The sequence below is a fragment of the Bacillus cereus group sp. BfR-BA-01360 genome, from assembly GCF_022663595.1.
Classification (GTDB): domain Bacteria; phylum Bacillota; class Bacilli; order Bacillales; family Bacillaceae_G; genus Bacillus_A; species Bacillus_A cytotoxicus.
In genome coordinates this window covers 1-15,762 of record NZ_JAKUFV010000037.1, presented here as the reverse complement: position 1 = coordinate 15,762, position 15,762 = coordinate 1, and the positions used below count along the sequence as shown (strand labels likewise).

Genomic DNA, 15,762 nt, shown 5'->3' with positions numbered 1-15,762 from the left:
CCCGCAACCAAATGGTCCCGTGGTGTAGTGGTTAACATGCCTGCCTGTCACGCAGGAGATCGCCGGTTCGACCCCGGTCGGGACCGCCATTTTATACAAAGAAAAGAACGAAACAGATTGTTTCGTATTTTTTTATTTATTTTTAAGAAAACTTATAGAGACAGTCAAACTAATCCTTAGGAATACTCCTAAGGTCTTTTTTATATGTTCAAAATGCCTGTATAATAAAGAGCAGAGAATATTGTAAGTAAAGTAGGTGAAACCTTTGAATAAATATGAAGTTACAACAACTTCGTCTGAAGAAACACAGCAATTATCAGAAAAGCTTGGAAAACTTGTTACAGCGCAAGATGTATTCATTTTAGAAGGCGATCTTGGAGCGGGTAAAACTACATTTACAAAGGGACTTGCAAAAGGTCTTGGTGTGAAGCGAGTGGTAAATAGCCCAACTTTCAACATTATTAAAGAGTATAAAGGGAGATTACCACTATATCATATGGATGTATACCGTTTAGCGGAAAGCGAAGAAGATTTAGGATTTGATGAGTACTTTTTTGGTGAAGGGGTAACAGTTGTAGAATGGGCTCACTTAATAGAGCCATATTTACCAAATGAAAAATTAAAAATTAGCATATTTCATGCTGGAAATGATACAAGAAAGATTGTATTAGAACCAGAAGGAGACCGCTATATTAGATTATGTGAGGAGCTATTACAAAATGAAAGTACTAGCAATTGATACTTCAAATTACGTAATGGGTGTTTCTCTTATTGAGGGAGATACTGTTATCGGGGAAATCATTACAAATTTAACAAAGAATCATTCTATACGCCTTATGCCAGCTGTAGATCAACTTTTAAAGGAATGTAATGTCAAACCGAAAGAACTAAATAAGATTGTTGTAGCAGCTGGTCCAGGATCGTATACAGGTGTGCGTATTGGTGTAACAGTTGCCAAAACATTAGCATGGTCATTACAAATACCAATTGTTGGCGTATCTAGTTTAGAAGTGATAGCAGCGAACGGAGCGAATTTCCAAGGTCTTATTTGCCCTTTATTTGATGGCCGACGTGGACAAATTTATACAGGATTATATACATACGAGAAAGAACAGTTAACTTCTATAGAAGATGATCGTATTGTTCTAATTGTAGATTGGTTACAAATGTTGAAAGAGAAAAAACAACCTGTTTTATTTATTGGTAACGATGTGAAAATGCATCAGAAAACAATTGTAGAGCATCTAGGTGATCAAGCGATATTTGCTCCTTTTACAAAGAATAATCCAAGACCGAGTGAACTTGCATTTTTAGGTTTACAAAAAGAAGAGCAAAATGTACATACATTTGTACCGAGCTATTTGCGTTTAGCTGAAGCGGAGACCAAATGGTTAGAAAGCCAAAAGAAATAGGAGATATTAAAATGGGTATTACATTTAGAAAGATGACAACTGATGATATTGCTCAAGTGGTAGCGATTGAAGAAGCGTCTTTCCCAACTCCTTGGACTGCTGATGCATTTTACCGTGAATTAACAATGAATGAATATTCACAGTATATTGTAGTTGAAAAAGATGGTTTAGTAGTTGGATACTGTGGATTGTGGATTATTATTGATGAATCACATATAACCAATATAGCCATTTTACCAGAATATCGTGGCCAAAAACTTGGAGATGCACTGCTTCAAGAGGTAATGAAACAAGCAAAGGAAATGGGAGCGAAAACAATGACACTCGAAGTTCGTGTGTCAAATGAAGTAGCAAAACAGTTATACCGGAAGTACGGATTCCAAAATGGTGGAATTCGAAAACGATACTATACAGACAATTATGAAGATGGTCTTGTAATGTGGGTGAATTTATAATGGAAAAAAATACGATTATACTTGGTATTGAGACAAGCTGTGATGAAACAGCTGTAGCAGTTGTGAAAAATGGAACAGAAATAGTAGCGAATGTTGTTGCTTCGCAAATAGAAAGTCATAAGCGCTTTGGCGGCGTTGTACCTGAAATTGCGTCTCGCCACCACGTTGAACAAATTACAGTTGTGTTAGAAGAGGCACTAAAAGAGGCAAATCTCTCTTTTGAAGATATTGATGCAATTGCAGTGACGGAAGGACCGGGATTAGTAGGCGCCCTTTTAATCGGTGTAAATGCAGCTAAAGCGATTGCTTTTGCTCATAATATTCCTCTTGTTGGCGTCCATCATATCGCCGGCCATATTTATGCAAATCGCTTAGTTAAAGAGCTAGAATTTCCATTGTTATCACTTGTAGTTTCAGGAGGACATACAGAGCTTGTTTATATGAAAGAGCATGGTTCGTTTGAAGTCATTGGTGAAACAAGAGATGATGCAGCTGGGGAAGCTTATGACAAGGTTGCACGTACACTATCTATGCCGTATCCAGGTGGTCCTCATATCGATCGCCTTGCTCATGAAGGGCAACCAACGATCGACTTACCACGTGCGTGGTTAGAGCCAGATTCATATGATTTTAGCTTTAGTGGATTAAAATCAGCAGTTATTAACACTGTGCATAACGCCAAACAGCGCGGGGAAGAAATTGCTCCAGAAGATTTAGCGGCAAGTTTCCAAGCAAGTGTAATAGATGTATTGGTAACGAAAGCTGTGCGTGCAGCTGAAGCATATCATGTAAAGCAAGTGCTTTTAGCAGGTGGTGTAGCAGCAAATAAAGGACTTCGTACACGATTAGAGGAAGAATTTGCACAAAAAGAAAATATAGAGCTTATTATTCCTCCATTATCGTTATGCACTGATAATGCAGCGATGATTGCAGCGGCAGGTACTATTGCGTATAAGCAAGGGAAGCGTGCTACGTTCGCATTAAATGCAAACCCGGGTTTAAATATAGAAGATTAGTTATACACAAAATTAATCACAAGTTGTGGATAAAACCCACATTATCTGTTGATAATGTGGGTTTTATTGTGAATATAAAATGTTGATAACTTTTTGTGTATTTGTGGATAATGTGGAAAAGTGACTTTAGCTTTTATTTTATAAAGGTGGATATGTGTATAATGTTGTGGATAGAAAAGAATAGGTAAGATATCTGATGACACAAAGTTGCTTCGAGCAGGTAAAAAAATAAGGTAGCTCAAGAATATGTAGCTACCTTATTTAAAGATCCGCAGCAATTAGACCGTTATGGACAACTTATTCTCACCGATTTTCCTTGTTTCTTTCTGAATCTTAAGGTGAGAATCTTACTGCTCATAAATAGTGGGATAAATGGAGAGGTTACATATGTAATTTTTCCCATTCTCCCATATGTTTTTCTAATTGTTCTTGAAGGTTTTGTTTCGCTGCTGTAACTTCACTTGCACGTTCGTAGTCTGTATATACTTCAGGCAGACAGAGCTGAGCTTCTAATTCTTCGATTGCTTCTTCTAGTTTAGAAATGTTTTGCTCCAGTTCCTCAATTTTTCGCATCCGTTGACGTTCTAACTTTTTACGTTCTTTTTCTTCCATATAGCTTAACTTTTCTTGTGCAAAGTTTTTGGGAATAGAAATTTCTGCTTCTTTTTGTGCAAATTCTGCACGCTCAATCATTTCATTTTTCTTTTCAATATAGTAATCATAGTCGCCTAAATATTCTTTTGCACCGTCTGTTGATAACTCAACGACTGTAGTTGTGACACGGTTAATGAAATAGCGATCATGAGATACGAATAAAAGGGTTCCTGGATAATCAATTAATGCATTTTCCAGAATTTCTTTACTATTTAAATCAAGATGGTTGGTTGGTTCATCGAGAATTAATAAGTTTGCCTTTTGCATCATTAATTTTGCTAGGGCTAATCGAGCTTTTTGCCCACCGCTAAGAGAAGAGACTGGCTTTAATACATCATCACCTGTAAATAAAAAATTACCAAGTAGTGTACGAATTTCTTTTTCTGGCGCTAGCGGATAATCATCCCATAGTTCATCTAACACACGCTTAGATGATGTTAAGTTTGCTTGTTCTTGATCATAATATCCAACAGATACATTTGAACCAAAAGAAATCTCGCCATGTAATGTTTGTAACTTGTTCACAATAGATTTTAATAATGTAGATTTCCCAATTCCATTCGGCCCAACTAGCGCCACGCTATCGCCACGAGTTAAACGCATATTTACATGTTTGATAATAGGATTCTCATCATAGCCAATTGAAACATCTTTTAATTGGAGGACATCATTCCCGCTTTGTTTTTCAATATCGAAATGGAACGAGGCGGATTTGGAATCTCCGACGGGTCTAGTAAGTAATTCCATTCGCTCCAACTGTTTGCGTCGACTTTGCGCTCGCTTCGTTGTAGAGGCGCGTGCAATGTTCTTTTGAACAAAGTCTTCAAGTTTTGCGATCTCTTCTTGTTGTTTCTCGTAGCGTTTCATTTCTTGCTCATATTGTGCAGCTTTTAACTCTAAATATTTACTATAGTTGCCAACATATCGTCTACTTTCTTTATTAGAAATTTCATATACTTGAGTAACAAGTTTATCTAAAAAGTAACGGTCATGAGAAACGATTAAGATCGCACCAGGATATCCTTGTAAGTATTGCTCCAACCACGTTAATGTATCAATATCTAAATGGTTGGTCGGTTCATCTAATATGAGTAAATCAGGGCGCGTTAATAATAATTTTCCAAGAGCTAATCTTGTTTTTTGTCCACCGCTTAATGTGGAAATGGTTGTTTGGTGTGTTTCAGGTGGGAAACCGAGCCCGCTTACAATTGAGCGAATATCAGCTTCATATTGATAACCACCTTGATTTTTATAATCTAACTGTAGTTGATCATACTCACGAAGTAATTTTTCGTAGACGACAGCATTTGAGAAGTTTTCTTCTAATCCCATCTCATGCTCTAACCTTCGCAGTCTTTTCTCCATTTCCTGTAAATGTGTGAAGACAGTTAGCATCTCATCCCAAATTGTTAAAGAAGTTTCTAATCCAGTATTTTGAGCTAGGTAGCCAATTGAAACATCTTTCGGCTTTATTATTTCACCGCTATCATAAGACAATTCTCCAGCGATTATTTTTAATAATGTAGATTTTCCAGCACCGTTTCGGCCGACTAGTGCAATACGGTCTTTTGTTTGAACTTCCAATTTAATATGAGCTAGAATTGTTTCAGCACCATATAATTTTGAAAGCCCATTCACTTGTAATAAAATCAATGTTTTCACCTCAAATAAATTCTTAACTTTGCCAAGTTTATATTTCTCAATCATACTAAAAATAGTGTATAGTTTAAAATAAAGAGAGTTTTTCTTTCTTTCTTTATTATACAAGGAATGTTATAAGTGCTAAACTTTTGTATTTATTCCAAGTATACGAACAAAGATAGGAAGAGAGGAGAGGTTATATGGATCAGCAAAAGATTCCGCAGGCCACAGCCAAAAGATTGCCTCTATACTATCGATTTATCCAAAATTTATCTCTTTCTGGTAAGCAACGTGTTTCATCAGCAGAATTGAGTGAAGCGGTGAAGGTAGATTCCGCAACAATTCGAAGAGATTTCTCATATTTTGGAGCGTTAGGGAAAAAAGGATATGGATATAATGTAAACTATTTATTATCATTTTTCCGTGAAACGCTTGATCAAGATGATATAACACGCGTGGCACTTATTGGAGTAGGGAATTTAGGGACCGCTTTCTTACATTACAATTTCACAAAAAATAATAATACGAAAATTGAAATGGCATTTGATGTCGATGAAGAGAAAGTGGGAAAAGAAATCGGAGGAATTCCTGTATATCATTTGGATGAATTGGAAGAGCGACTAACGAATGATATACAAGTGGCAATACTAACAGTACCTGCTAACGTTGCACAAGCTGTAGCAGATCGATTGGCTTATACAAGTGTACACGGTATTTTGAATTTTACACCGGCACGGTTAAATGTATCAGAAAAAATAAGGATTCATCATATTGATTTAGCAGTAGAATTACAAACGCTTGTTTATTTTCTGAAAAATTATCCACAGTAAAACGCAGAGGAATCCCTCTGCGTTTTACTGTTTTTTCTTTATGAATTTAACTAAAATCAATCGAAGTGCTAGATTAAAGTCAATTGTTGCCATAGCAGCGAACAGTATTGTCCAGATGTTCCAAACAGTATCTGTTGCTTTCATGATAGCAAAGACTACAAAGATGCAGCCAAGAAGGAAATATAGTGCTGCCATGAACAAAGGTGAATTTCTCATGTTAAAAATCCTCCGATAAAGCCTTGCATTTTTTCAGCTTGTTTCATTAGCTCTTGTATTTGTTCGTTATTACTTACGAAAACTTGAACTACTGCGACTACTGTATTCATTCCAACATGAGCCATAATCGGAACGATAATTCGACGCGTTTGCACATATAAAAAGGCAAACACAAGGCCCATAGCAGTGTATATTAATAAGTGTGTAAAATCAAAATGGATAGCAGCAAACACAAGCGAACTAATAATTGCTGCGATAAAGAAGTTGAACTTTTTATATAATGTACCAAATAAAATCTTTCTAAATACAATTTCTTCTAAAATAGGTCCTATTATTGAGATAACAATAAGGAACCATGGAGTCGTTCTTGCAATTTCCATTAAATGTGCGGTATTTTCAGAGCCAGGCTTAATACCTAGTACATGCATCTCGATGACACCTGCAATTGTTTGAGCAAAAAATGCCATAAAGAAGCCAATAAAAATCCAACCAATTGTCGCAGGGATATTCGAGCGTTTTGTATCCAAATGTCTATCGCGAATATCGGTTCTAAGTAATAACAATACAATACATAATGCGATAAAGAAGCTAATAATAGCCCAATGACCGGTTAGAAGTTGAATTTTTTCTTCACCTGTAAATCCTCTATTATCGTATAGACCAGTTTTTGCGAGAAGGGGCAAGCCAATGATTCCTGATAACTGCATAACAATGTATGTAACGACAATCCACCAATATTGTTTTTTCAAGTGGGATAACCATCCTTTCTAATTTTATCTTATGAGATCAGGCCGGATTACATGTAATCAGCCAGTCGAATATTATGTAAGTACTGCTTTTATGAAAAAATTTTATTTAAAAATAAAATAGGAGACAGGAAAAAGGTGTTCGAATAGAGAAAACAACTTATGGTATCTTTCCTATTGTAACATACGATAGGTAGAAACGTTGATTCATATATAGAGTTCTATAAAAAATGATGCTTTGTAGAAAAGTTTATATCGTGATTTGAGAAAAAATTATGATTTTTTTACTTGCAAAAGAAATTGAGATTATTTATTATTATAAGTGTGTTAGCACTCGGTAGACTTGAGTGCTAATAAAAGAATTTACATAGAAAAATGAGGAGGTTATTGTTCATGCTAAAGCCATTAGGTGATCGCGTTGTAATTGAACTTGTTCAAGCGGAAGAAAAAACAGCAAGCGGTATTGTATTACCAGACACTGCAAAAGAAAAACCACAAGAGGGTAAAGTTATTGCAGTAGGTACTGGGCGAGTGCTTGAAAATGGTGAGCGTGTTGCTTTAGAGGTAGCAGCAGGCGATCGTATCATCTTCTCAAAATATGCAGGTACTGAAGTGAAATATGAAGGTACAGACTACTTGATTTTACGCGAAAGTGACATTTTAGCAGTTATCGGTTAATTATATATTTAAAAAATCCAAGGGGGTCAATATTATGGCAAAAGATATTAAATTTAGTGAAGAAGCACGTCGTTCGATGCTTCGCGGTGTCGACACTCTTGCAAACGCAGTAAAAGTAACACTTGGACCAAAAGGTCGCAACGTTGTACTTGAGAAAAAATTTGGTTCACCACTTATTACAAATGACGGTGTAACAATCGCAAAAGAAATTGAATTAGAAGATGCTTTTGAAAACATGGGTGCAAAATTAGTAGCAGAAGTTGCTAGCAAAACAAATGATGTAGCTGGTGACGGAACAACAACTGCAACTGTATTAGCACAAGCTATGATTCGTGAAGGTTTGAAAAACGTAACAGCTGGTGCAAACCCAATGGGTCTTCGCAAAGGTATTGAAAAAGCTGTTGCTACAGCAGTAGAAGAGTTAAAAACAATTTCTAAGCCAATTGAAGGTAAATCTTCTATCGCACAAGTAGCGGCTATTTCTGCTGCTGACGAAGAAGTAGGTCAATTAATTGCAGAAGCGATGGAACGCGTTGGTAATGATGGCGTTATTACATTAGAAGAATCTAAAGGATTCACAACAGAATTAGATGTAGTAGAAGGTATGCAATTTGATCGTGGATATGCATCTCCTTACATGATTACTGATTCTGACAAAATGGAAGCAGTTCTTGATAACCCATATATCTTAATTACTGACAAAAAGATTTCTAACATTCAAGAGATCTTACCAGTGTTAGAACAAGTGGTACAACAAGGTAAACCACTTCTTATTATCGCTGAAGATGTAGAAGGTGAAGCGTTAGCTACATTAGTAGTAAACAAACTTCGCGGTACATTCAATGTAGTAGCTGTTAAAGCTCCAGGATTTGGTGACCGTCGTAAAGCAATGTTAGAAGATATCGCAATCTTAACGGATGGCGAAGTAATCACTGAAGAACTAGGCCGCGACTTAAAATCAGCTACAATTGAGTCTTTAGGACGCGCTGGTAAAGTTGTGGTAACGAAAGAAAACACAACAATCGTAGAAGGTGTAGGAAGCACTGAACAAATCGAAGCTCGCATCGGTCAAATCCGTGCGCAATTAGAAGAAACAACTTCTGAATTCGATCGTGAAAAATTACAAGAACGTCTTGCTAAACTTGCAGGTGGCGTTGCAGTAATTAAAGTAGGTGCAGCAACTGAAACTGAGTTAAAAGAACGTAAACTTCGCATTGAAGATGCACTTAACTCAACTCGTGCAGCAGTAGAAGAAGGTATTGTTGCAGGTGGCGGTACTTCACTTATGAATGTATACGCTAAAGTAGCTTCTATTGCAGCTGAAGGCGACGAAGCAACAGGTATCAACATTGTACTTCGTGCATTAGAAGAGCCAGTTCGCCAAATCGCAATCAACGCTGGTCTAGAAGGATCTGTAGTGGTAGAACGTCTAAAAGGCGAAAAAGTAGGTGTTGGTTTCAACGCAGCAACAGGCGAATGGGTAAACATGCTTGAGTCTGGTATCGTAGACCCAGCAAAAGTAACTCGTTCTGCACTTCAAAACGCAGCATCTGTTGCAGCAATGTTCTTAACAACAGAAGCAGTAGTAGCTGACAAACCAGAAGAAAATAAACCGGCAATGCCAGACATGGGTGCAATGGGCGGCATGCCAGGAATGATGTAATTTCATTATTCGCTAAAACACTCATCTCTTTTCGAGAGATGGGTGTTTTTTGTTATCAAATTTCTCGAAATTATAGTAAAAAAGGTTTTATCGTAACCGAAATATAATTTCTGTAGAATTTTGTCGTGTTCTCTCTTGACCGTATTGATATTTCATTGTTAGAATCTAGAAAGATAATATAAAACAATCCTTCATATATCCTCAATAATATGGTTTGAGAGTCTCTACCGGGTTACCGTAAACAACCTGACTATGAAGGCAGTGCGTCTTATGTTTATAAAGAGCAACATACTATCTTTATAAAGCTAGACTCCTGCCTTTTCTTTATTTATGAGACGAGAGGTGGGGGACTGGCTTTTTTTATTATATTGGTAATGCTTTTTGCCTAATTTGGTGAAAATATTTATATACAGAATTAACGTTGGGGTGATTATTTTGAAAAAACAGCACGATACGATTATCGTTTTAGACTTTGGAAGTCAGTACAACCAATTAATTGCACGTCGCATTCGTGAGTTCGGTGTGTACAGTGAGCTTCATCCACACACAATTACTGCGGAAGAAATTAAAGCAATGAATCCAAAAGGTATCATTTTCTCTGGTGGACCAAATAGTGTATACGGCGAAAATGCATTCCACTGTGATGAGAAAATTTTTGAGCTAGGATTACCTATTTTTGGTATTTGTTACGGCATGCAGCTGATGACAAAACACTTTGGTGGAAAAGTAGAGCGAGCAAACCATCGTGAGTACGGAAAAGCAGTTCTGAAAGTAGAGAATGAATCAAAATTATATACAAACCTGCCAGAAGAACAAGTTGTATGGATGAGCCATGGTGACTTAGTAACAGGTTTACCAGAAGGCTTTGTAGTAGATGCAACGAGCGAATCTTGTCCAATTGCTGGTATGAGCAATGAAGAAAAGCAGTTATACGGTGTACAATTCCATCCAGAAGTACGTCACTCTGAGCACGGTAATGATTTAATTAAAAACTTCGTATTCGGCGTATGCGGTTGTTCTGAAGGCTGGAACATGGAGAACTTTATTGAAGTAGAATTAGAAAAAATTCGTGAAACAGTTGGTGATAAAAAAGTACTATGTGCACTTAGCGGTGGTGTAGATTCTTCTGTTGTAGCTGTATTAATTCATAAAGCAATCGGTGATCAGTTAACATGTATTTTTGTTGACCACGGTTTACTTCGTAAAGGTGAAGCAGAAGGTGTTATGAAAACATTTAGCGAAGGCTTCCATATGAATGTTATTAAAATCGATGCTAGAGAACGCTTCATGAAAAAGCTAAAAGGTGTAGAAGATCCTGAACAAAAACGTAAAATTATCGGTAACGAATTCATTTATGTTTTTGATGATGAAGCTGCTAAATTAGAAGGAATAGACTTCTTAGCGCAAGGTACACTGTACACAGACATTATTGAAAGTGGTACAGCAACTGCGCAAACAATTAAATCTCACCATAACGTAGGTGGACTTCCAGAAGATATGCAGTTCAAATTAATCGAGCCTTTAAATACGTTATTTAAAGATGAAGTACGTGTATTAGGATCAGAACTAGGAATTCCTGATGAAATTGTATGGCGTCAACCATTCCCAGGTCCTGGACTTGGTATTCGTGTATTAGGTGAAATTACAGAAGAAAAATTAGAAATTGTTCGTGAATCTGATGCGATTTTACGTGAGGAAATCCAAAAAGCAGGATTAGACCGTGAAATTTGGCAATACTTCACTGCGCTTCCTGGTATGCGCAGCGTAGGTGTTATGGGTGACGAGCGTACTTACGATTATACAGTAGGTATCCGTGCCGTAACATCAATTGACGGTATGACAGCTGACTGGGCACGTATCCCTTGGGACGTATTAGAGAAAATCTCTGTACGTATCGTAAACGAAGTAAAACACGTGAACCGCGTTGTATATGATATTACTTCTAAGCCACCAGCAACGATTGAGTGGGAATAAAACTATTTATTTGCAGGAAGGTCCATCTTATATATAGATGGATCTTTTTTATACGAACAAAAAAAGTTTAACTTATAAAATTGTTCGTTTTTAAGTTGACATATATTTTTTTGTACGCTAATATGATTATATGATTGATACAAAAAGTGAATATTATAGCCGTCGTATAATCTCGGGGATATGGCCCGAAAGTTTCTACCTAGCTACCGTAAATGGCTTGACTACGAGGCGTTTTTATAAAGATAAGGGGAATTTATCTTTATTTATAGAACGCTTCCATGTATATAGGCAATGGAAGCCTTTTTTATTTTTTAGGATAAAAGAGGGCTAGGATGAAGTGCGACGAGTCATTATACAACGGAGGAAACGTAAGATGAAACGTTATTTTCAGTTTGATGAGCTCGGTACAAATTATAAGACTGAGTTCATTGCAGGGTTAACAACATTTTTATCTATGGCCTACGTACTATTTGTTAATCCTGCCACACTGTCACTTGGAAACATTAAAGGACTACCGGCAGGAACCGGAATGGATCCGGGAGCAGTATTCGTTGCCACTGCATTAGCGGCAGCAATCGGTTCTTTAATTATGGGGATTTTTGCAAAATATCCAATAGCATTAGCGCCAGGTGTAGGGATTACTTCTTTCTTTGCTTACACAGCGGTATTAACAATGGGAGTTCCATGGCAGACAGCAATTGCGGGAACACTCGTATCAGGTATTATCTTCATTATTATTACAGCTCTTGGTATCCGTGAAAAAATTATTAATGCAATTCCTGCAGAGTTAAAACTTGCGGTAGCAGCAGGTATTGGCTTATTTATCGCCTTTTTGGGTTTTCAAAATGCCGGAATTATCGTGAAAAATGATGCGGTTCTTGTTGGATTAGGAGACTTAACAAAGGGCGCAACGTTGTTAGCGATTTTCGGAGTAGTTGTTACGATTATTTTAATGATTAAAAAGATAAATGGTGCAGTGTTCTATGGGATGATTCTTACAGCTATTCTTGGAATGGCAACAGGATTAATTGATACGCCAAAAGCTGTAGTAGGAGCAATTCCAAGTTTAGAACCGACGTTCGGTATGGCGTTAACGCACTTTGGAGATATTTTTACTGTTCAAATGGGGATTGTTATTATAACATTCTTCTTTATCGATTTCTTTGATACAGCAGGTACACTCGTAGCGGTTGTCAATCAAGCGGGTTTAATGAAGGGTAATAAATTACCACGTGCAGGGAAAGCATTATTTGCAGATGCGATTGCGACTGTAATTGGTGCGATTCTAGGCACTTCTACAACAACTTCCTATATTGAGTCGTCTGCAGGGGTAGCAGCGGGAGGACGTTCTGGATTTACAGCAGTTGTAACAGCAGGATTCTTCTTACTGGCACTTTTCTTTTCACCGCTATTAAGTGTTATAACGCCAGCTGTAACGGCGCCAGCTTTAATTATTGTAGGGATTTTAATGGTTTCATCTTTAGGGGAAATTGAGTGGAAAAAGTTCGAGATTGCTGTACCAGCATTTTTCACAATTATTTCAATGCCACTTACGTATAGTATCGCAACGGGAATTGCAATTGGATTCATCTTCTATCCAATTACAATGGTTGTAAGTGGACGACGTAAAGAAGTTCATCCAATTATGTATGTAATGGGAGTTTTATTCGTACTATATTTCATCTATGTTCGGAAGTAGAGGGGTTTTTAAAGGTCTAGACTAAGAGGGGGTCTAGACCTTTTTTTACGTCTTCAGAAAATCTTAAGGATTTCGCACCGTTTTTCTTTAGAAGTTTTTTTATAATGGAAAGTAGGGAGTTTAAGAATTTTGGGGGAGATATTGTGAGACAAGAAACAATACTTGTTGTAGATGATGAAAAAGAAATTAGAGATTTAATTACAATTTATTTAAAGAATGAAGGATATAACATACTGCAAGCAGGAGATGGAGCAGAAGGGTTAGAGATATTAGAAAACAATGAAGTCCATTTAGTTGTACTAGATATTATGATGCCAAAAATTGATGGGATTCATATGTGCATGAAAGTAAGAGAACAAAAAGAAATGCCGATTATTATGTTATCGGCTAAAACACAAGATATGGATAAAATTTTAGGATTAACAACAGGTGCAGATGATTATGTGACAAAACCATTTAATCCGTTAGAACTTGTAGCAAGAGTGAAATCACAACTTCGTCGATATATGAAAATGAGCGGATTTATGATTGAAAACGAAAATGAAATAGAGATTGGGGATATAAAAATAAATGTTTCTACACATGAGGTAGTTGTAGCGGATCGAGAGGTGAAATTAACACCAAGGGAATTTTCAATTTTAGAGTTACTAGTGCGCAATTCAGGGATGGTATTTAGTACAGAACAAATTTATGAAAAGGTGTGGAATGAAAGGTCTTTTCAGTCAGACAATACTGTAATGGTACATATTCGAAAAATTCGCGAGAAGGTTGAAGAAAATGCAAGAAAGCCGAGATACATAAAAACAGTATGGGGAGTGGGGTATAAGGTTGAGAAGGATAATTAAAAATATATTTAGACCAATTGGTTGGATAAGTGGGATTTTAAAAAAAATAATATATAAAGGAATATGTGGGGTACAAAAGAGTTTGCGTGTACAACTGATAACGACGTTTGCTCTCTGTAGCTTGCTGGGAATCATGGGAGTGTGGGCATCATCTCCGTTTTTTCAAGGAATAAATAAATATTCTGTAATTGATTATTCATCTGGTATGCGATTTATTGATACAACCGCTGAAAGTCTTGTAGCGGCTATTGTAAGGGAAGGGGCTTCTGTTAACGTCCAAGAAGTTTTGGAACGTCCAGAATATCAAAGAGAGTTAAAAGTTCTAATTGTTGATGAGAACGGGAAAGTTATATATAAGACGAAAGGTGCTCAAGAAGAACAAATTAATCTTCATAGTACAATTCGTAATATTATGAGTTTCAAAATAAATCGTTCTCAATATGAATATCAAAAAGATGTAATAGATAATGAAATAGAAAGAGAACGTAAAGAGTTTACAACTTTTTATCCTTTGACAATTGAAGAGAAAAATATGTATATGATTGCAAGTGGTATACCACAAGGGAATATTCGAGAAGTACAGAATGATGGCCCGTTTCCGTTTCTAATAGGATTTGTTCTTTTTTTATTTTCTTTCTTTTATCTAACAAAAAGAAAAATGAAGCAGATTGAGGCAATGGCCGAAGGGGTAAAAGAAATTACAAAAGGAAATCTACAACATAGAATTCCAGAGAAGGGACAAGATGAGTTAAGTTTGTTGGCTGTGAATATGAATCAGATGGCAGAAGAATTGTTTTCTAATATAGAAAAAGAAAGACGGATAGAAAAGCAAAAAAATGAATTGATTACAAACGTATCTCATGATTTACGAACACCCCTTACTTCTATTATGGGGTATTTACGATTGCTTCGTGATTCTAAATACGAAAATAAAGAACAGCATGATGAATATACAAGAATTGCTTTTACGAAGTCGGAGCAGTTAAAGAATTTAATAGAAGATTTATTCGAGTATACGAAATTAACGAATGAAAAGGTCATATTAGAAAAGCAAGAAGTATGTATCAATGAACTTCTAGAACAATTAATAGAAGAGTTAGTCCCGCAGGCTGAAGAAGAAGGACTGACATTCATAAAACATTTTCCTGAAGAACGTATGTATGCTACGATTGATTCGGAGAAGATGGTTCGTGTGTTTGAGAATTTATTAATGAATGCGATTAAGTATAGTAAAGATAATGGAGAGATTAAAGTATCACTTCAAAGACAAAGACGTGATATCCAAATCATTGTGGCAAATTATAGTGAAGAATTTACAAAAGAAGAATTGGCTAATTTATTCGAGCGTTTTTATAAGAAAGATCAATCGCGAAGTAGAGTCAAAGAAGGATCTGGGCTTGGTCTCGCGATTGCAAAAAGTATTGTAGAACTCCAGGGAGGTCAAATTCGAGCTCATTATGAAGATGGAGAGATTCAGTTTATCGTTTCATTACCTATCATGGAAGAGAAGTAAATGAAGGTGTTTTATCCCGCTGTTCTCGGGTAGTAAGACTCCCACCTCAAGGTTCAAAGAGTAGCAAGAAGATAGGTGGGAGTAGGGCTGCCCGTAACAGCCTGATTGGTGAGGGCTCATAATCAGTGGGAATGAAGAAAAAGGCTTACTTATAGAGAGTAAGTCTTTTTATATTTTTTTAGAAAAATATGTTGACTATTAGTGAGTAGAGGTGTAATATTATACGAGTCGCTGATAGCAATAACGCAAAACGCGACAAACGAAATAAAAAAACTTAGTTGACATTGAAATATAAAAATGTTAGCATAAGGAAGTCGCAAATGAAGCGGCAAACGAGTTCTTTGAAAACTGAACGAAACAAACAACGTGAAACGTCAATTTTTATTTATGATGCTAGACAAACTTTATTGGAGAGTTTGA

At 36.5% G+C, this 15,762-nt stretch carries 14 protein-coding genes, 1 tRNA gene and 2 riboswitches; of the genes, 12 read left to right on the top strand and 3 right to left on the bottom strand.

From position 1 onward, the window contains the following. Positions 1–13 precede the first annotated feature (13 nt). The 5 genes from MR056_RS20875 to tsaD all read left to right on the top strand — a co-directional run bounded on the left by MR056_RS20875 (position 14) and on the right by tsaD (position 2,883). A tRNA-Asp gene (locus tag MR056_RS20875) sits at positions 14–89 on the top strand. A 176-nt stretch (positions 90–265) separates the two neighbouring features. Continuing rightward, positions 266–739 (top strand): tRNA (adenosine(37)-N6)-threonylcarbamoyltransferase complex ATPase subunit type 1 TsaE, encoded by a 474-nt coding sequence (gene tsaE / locus MR056_RS20870; protein WP_011983368.1) that lies wholly within the window; start codon positions 266–268, stop codon positions 737–739. Beyond that, complete coding sequence (gene tsaB / locus MR056_RS20865; protein ID WP_011983369.1) at positions 720–1,412, top strand: tRNA (adenosine(37)-N6)-threonylcarbamoyltransferase complex dimerization subunit type 1 TsaB; 693 nt, start codon at positions 720–722, stop codon at positions 1,410–1,412. The genes tsaE and tsaB overlap by 20 nt, the downstream gene beginning before the upstream one ends. A gap of 11 nt (positions 1,413–1,423) precedes the next feature. Next, a complete protein-coding gene (gene rimI / locus MR056_RS20860; RefSeq protein ID WP_041809378.1) occupies positions 1,424–1,867 on the top strand; it encodes a ribosomal protein S18-alanine N-acetyltransferase in 444 nt (147 codons plus the stop codon). After that, entirely contained in the window at positions 1,867–2,883 is a 1,017-nt protein-coding gene (gene tsaD / locus MR056_RS20855; RefSeq protein WP_011983371.1) for a tRNA (adenosine(37)-N6)-threonylcarbamoyltransferase complex transferase subunit TsaD, read from the top strand. Before rimI ends, tsaD begins: the two co-directional genes overlap by 1 nt. Before the next feature lie 381 nt (positions 2,884–3,264). Here the strand turns inward: tsaD and MR056_RS20850 are convergent, their stop codons facing one another. Then, complete coding sequence (locus MR056_RS20850; protein WP_041809381.1) at positions 3,265–5,190, bottom strand: ABC-F family ATP-binding cassette domain-containing protein; 1,926 nt, start codon at positions 5,188–5,190, stop codon at positions 3,265–3,267. 188 nt (positions 5,191–5,378) lie between these two features. Between MR056_RS20850 and MR056_RS20845 the strand changes: the two genes are divergently transcribed. Then, entirely contained in the window at positions 5,379–6,008 is a 630-nt protein-coding gene (locus MR056_RS20845; RefSeq protein ID WP_011983373.1) for a redox-sensing transcriptional repressor Rex, read from the top strand. Positions 6,009–6,032: 24 nt separating this feature from the next. Here MR056_RS20845 and MR056_RS20840 read toward each other — a convergent pair whose 3' ends face one another. Together MR056_RS20840 and MR056_RS20835 are read right to left on the bottom strand one after the other, a co-directional pair. Then, entirely contained in the window at positions 6,033–6,224 is a 192-nt protein-coding gene (locus tag MR056_RS20840; RefSeq protein ID WP_011983374.1) for a YdiK family protein, read from the bottom strand. Continuing rightward, positions 6,221–6,973 (bottom strand): CPBP family intramembrane glutamic endopeptidase, encoded by a 753-nt coding sequence (locus MR056_RS20835; RefSeq protein ID WP_011983375.1) that lies wholly within the window; start codon positions 6,971–6,973, stop codon positions 6,221–6,223. Before MR056_RS20835 ends, MR056_RS20840 begins: the two co-directional genes overlap by 4 nt. A gap of 390 nt (positions 6,974–7,363) precedes the next feature. Here MR056_RS20835 and groES point away from each other — a divergent pair, with 390 nt between their 5' ends. The 6 genes from groES (at position 7,364) to MR056_RS20805 (ending at position 15,342) form a co-directional block, all read left to right on the top strand. Continuing rightward, a complete protein-coding gene (gene groES, locus MR056_RS20830) occupies positions 7,364–7,648 on the top strand; it encodes a co-chaperone GroES (RefSeq protein WP_011983376.1) in 285 nt (94 codons plus the stop codon). Between the two features lie 34 nt (positions 7,649–7,682). Then, a complete protein-coding gene (gene groL / locus MR056_RS20825; protein WP_011983377.1) occupies positions 7,683–9,311 on the top strand; it encodes a chaperonin GroEL in 1,629 nt (542 codons plus the stop codon). A 171-nt stretch (positions 9,312–9,482) separates the two neighbouring features. Further along, a riboswitch (purine riboswitch) is annotated at positions 9,483–9,584 on the top strand. A gap of 162 nt (positions 9,585–9,746) precedes the next feature. After that, positions 9,747–11,285, top strand: a complete 1,539-nt coding sequence (gene guaA, locus MR056_RS20820) for a glutamine-hydrolyzing GMP synthase (RefSeq protein WP_011983378.1) — start codon at positions 9,747–9,749, stop codon at positions 11,283–11,285. A 141-nt stretch (positions 11,286–11,426) separates the two neighbouring features. Continuing rightward, a riboswitch (purine riboswitch) is annotated at positions 11,427–11,529 on the top strand. Positions 11,530–11,658: 129 nt separating this feature from the next. After that, on the top strand, positions 11,659–12,984 hold the full coding sequence (locus MR056_RS20815; protein WP_011983379.1) for an NCS2 family permease: 1,326 nt from the start codon (positions 11,659–11,661) through the stop codon (positions 12,982–12,984). A 143-nt stretch (positions 12,985–13,127) separates the two neighbouring features. Beyond that, positions 13,128–13,829 carry a response regulator transcription factor gene (locus MR056_RS20810; protein WP_041810187.1) on the top strand — a complete coding sequence of 234 codons (702 nt, stop codon included), beginning with the start codon at positions 13,128–13,130 and terminating at the stop codon, positions 13,827–13,829. Then, positions 13,825–15,342, top strand: coding sequence for a sensor histidine kinase (locus MR056_RS20805; RefSeq protein ID WP_041810188.1), 1,518 nt, complete (start codon positions 13,825–13,827; stop codon positions 15,340–15,342). The genes MR056_RS20810 and MR056_RS20805 overlap by 5 nt, the downstream gene beginning before the upstream one ends. Positions 15,343–15,762 lie beyond the last annotated feature (420 nt).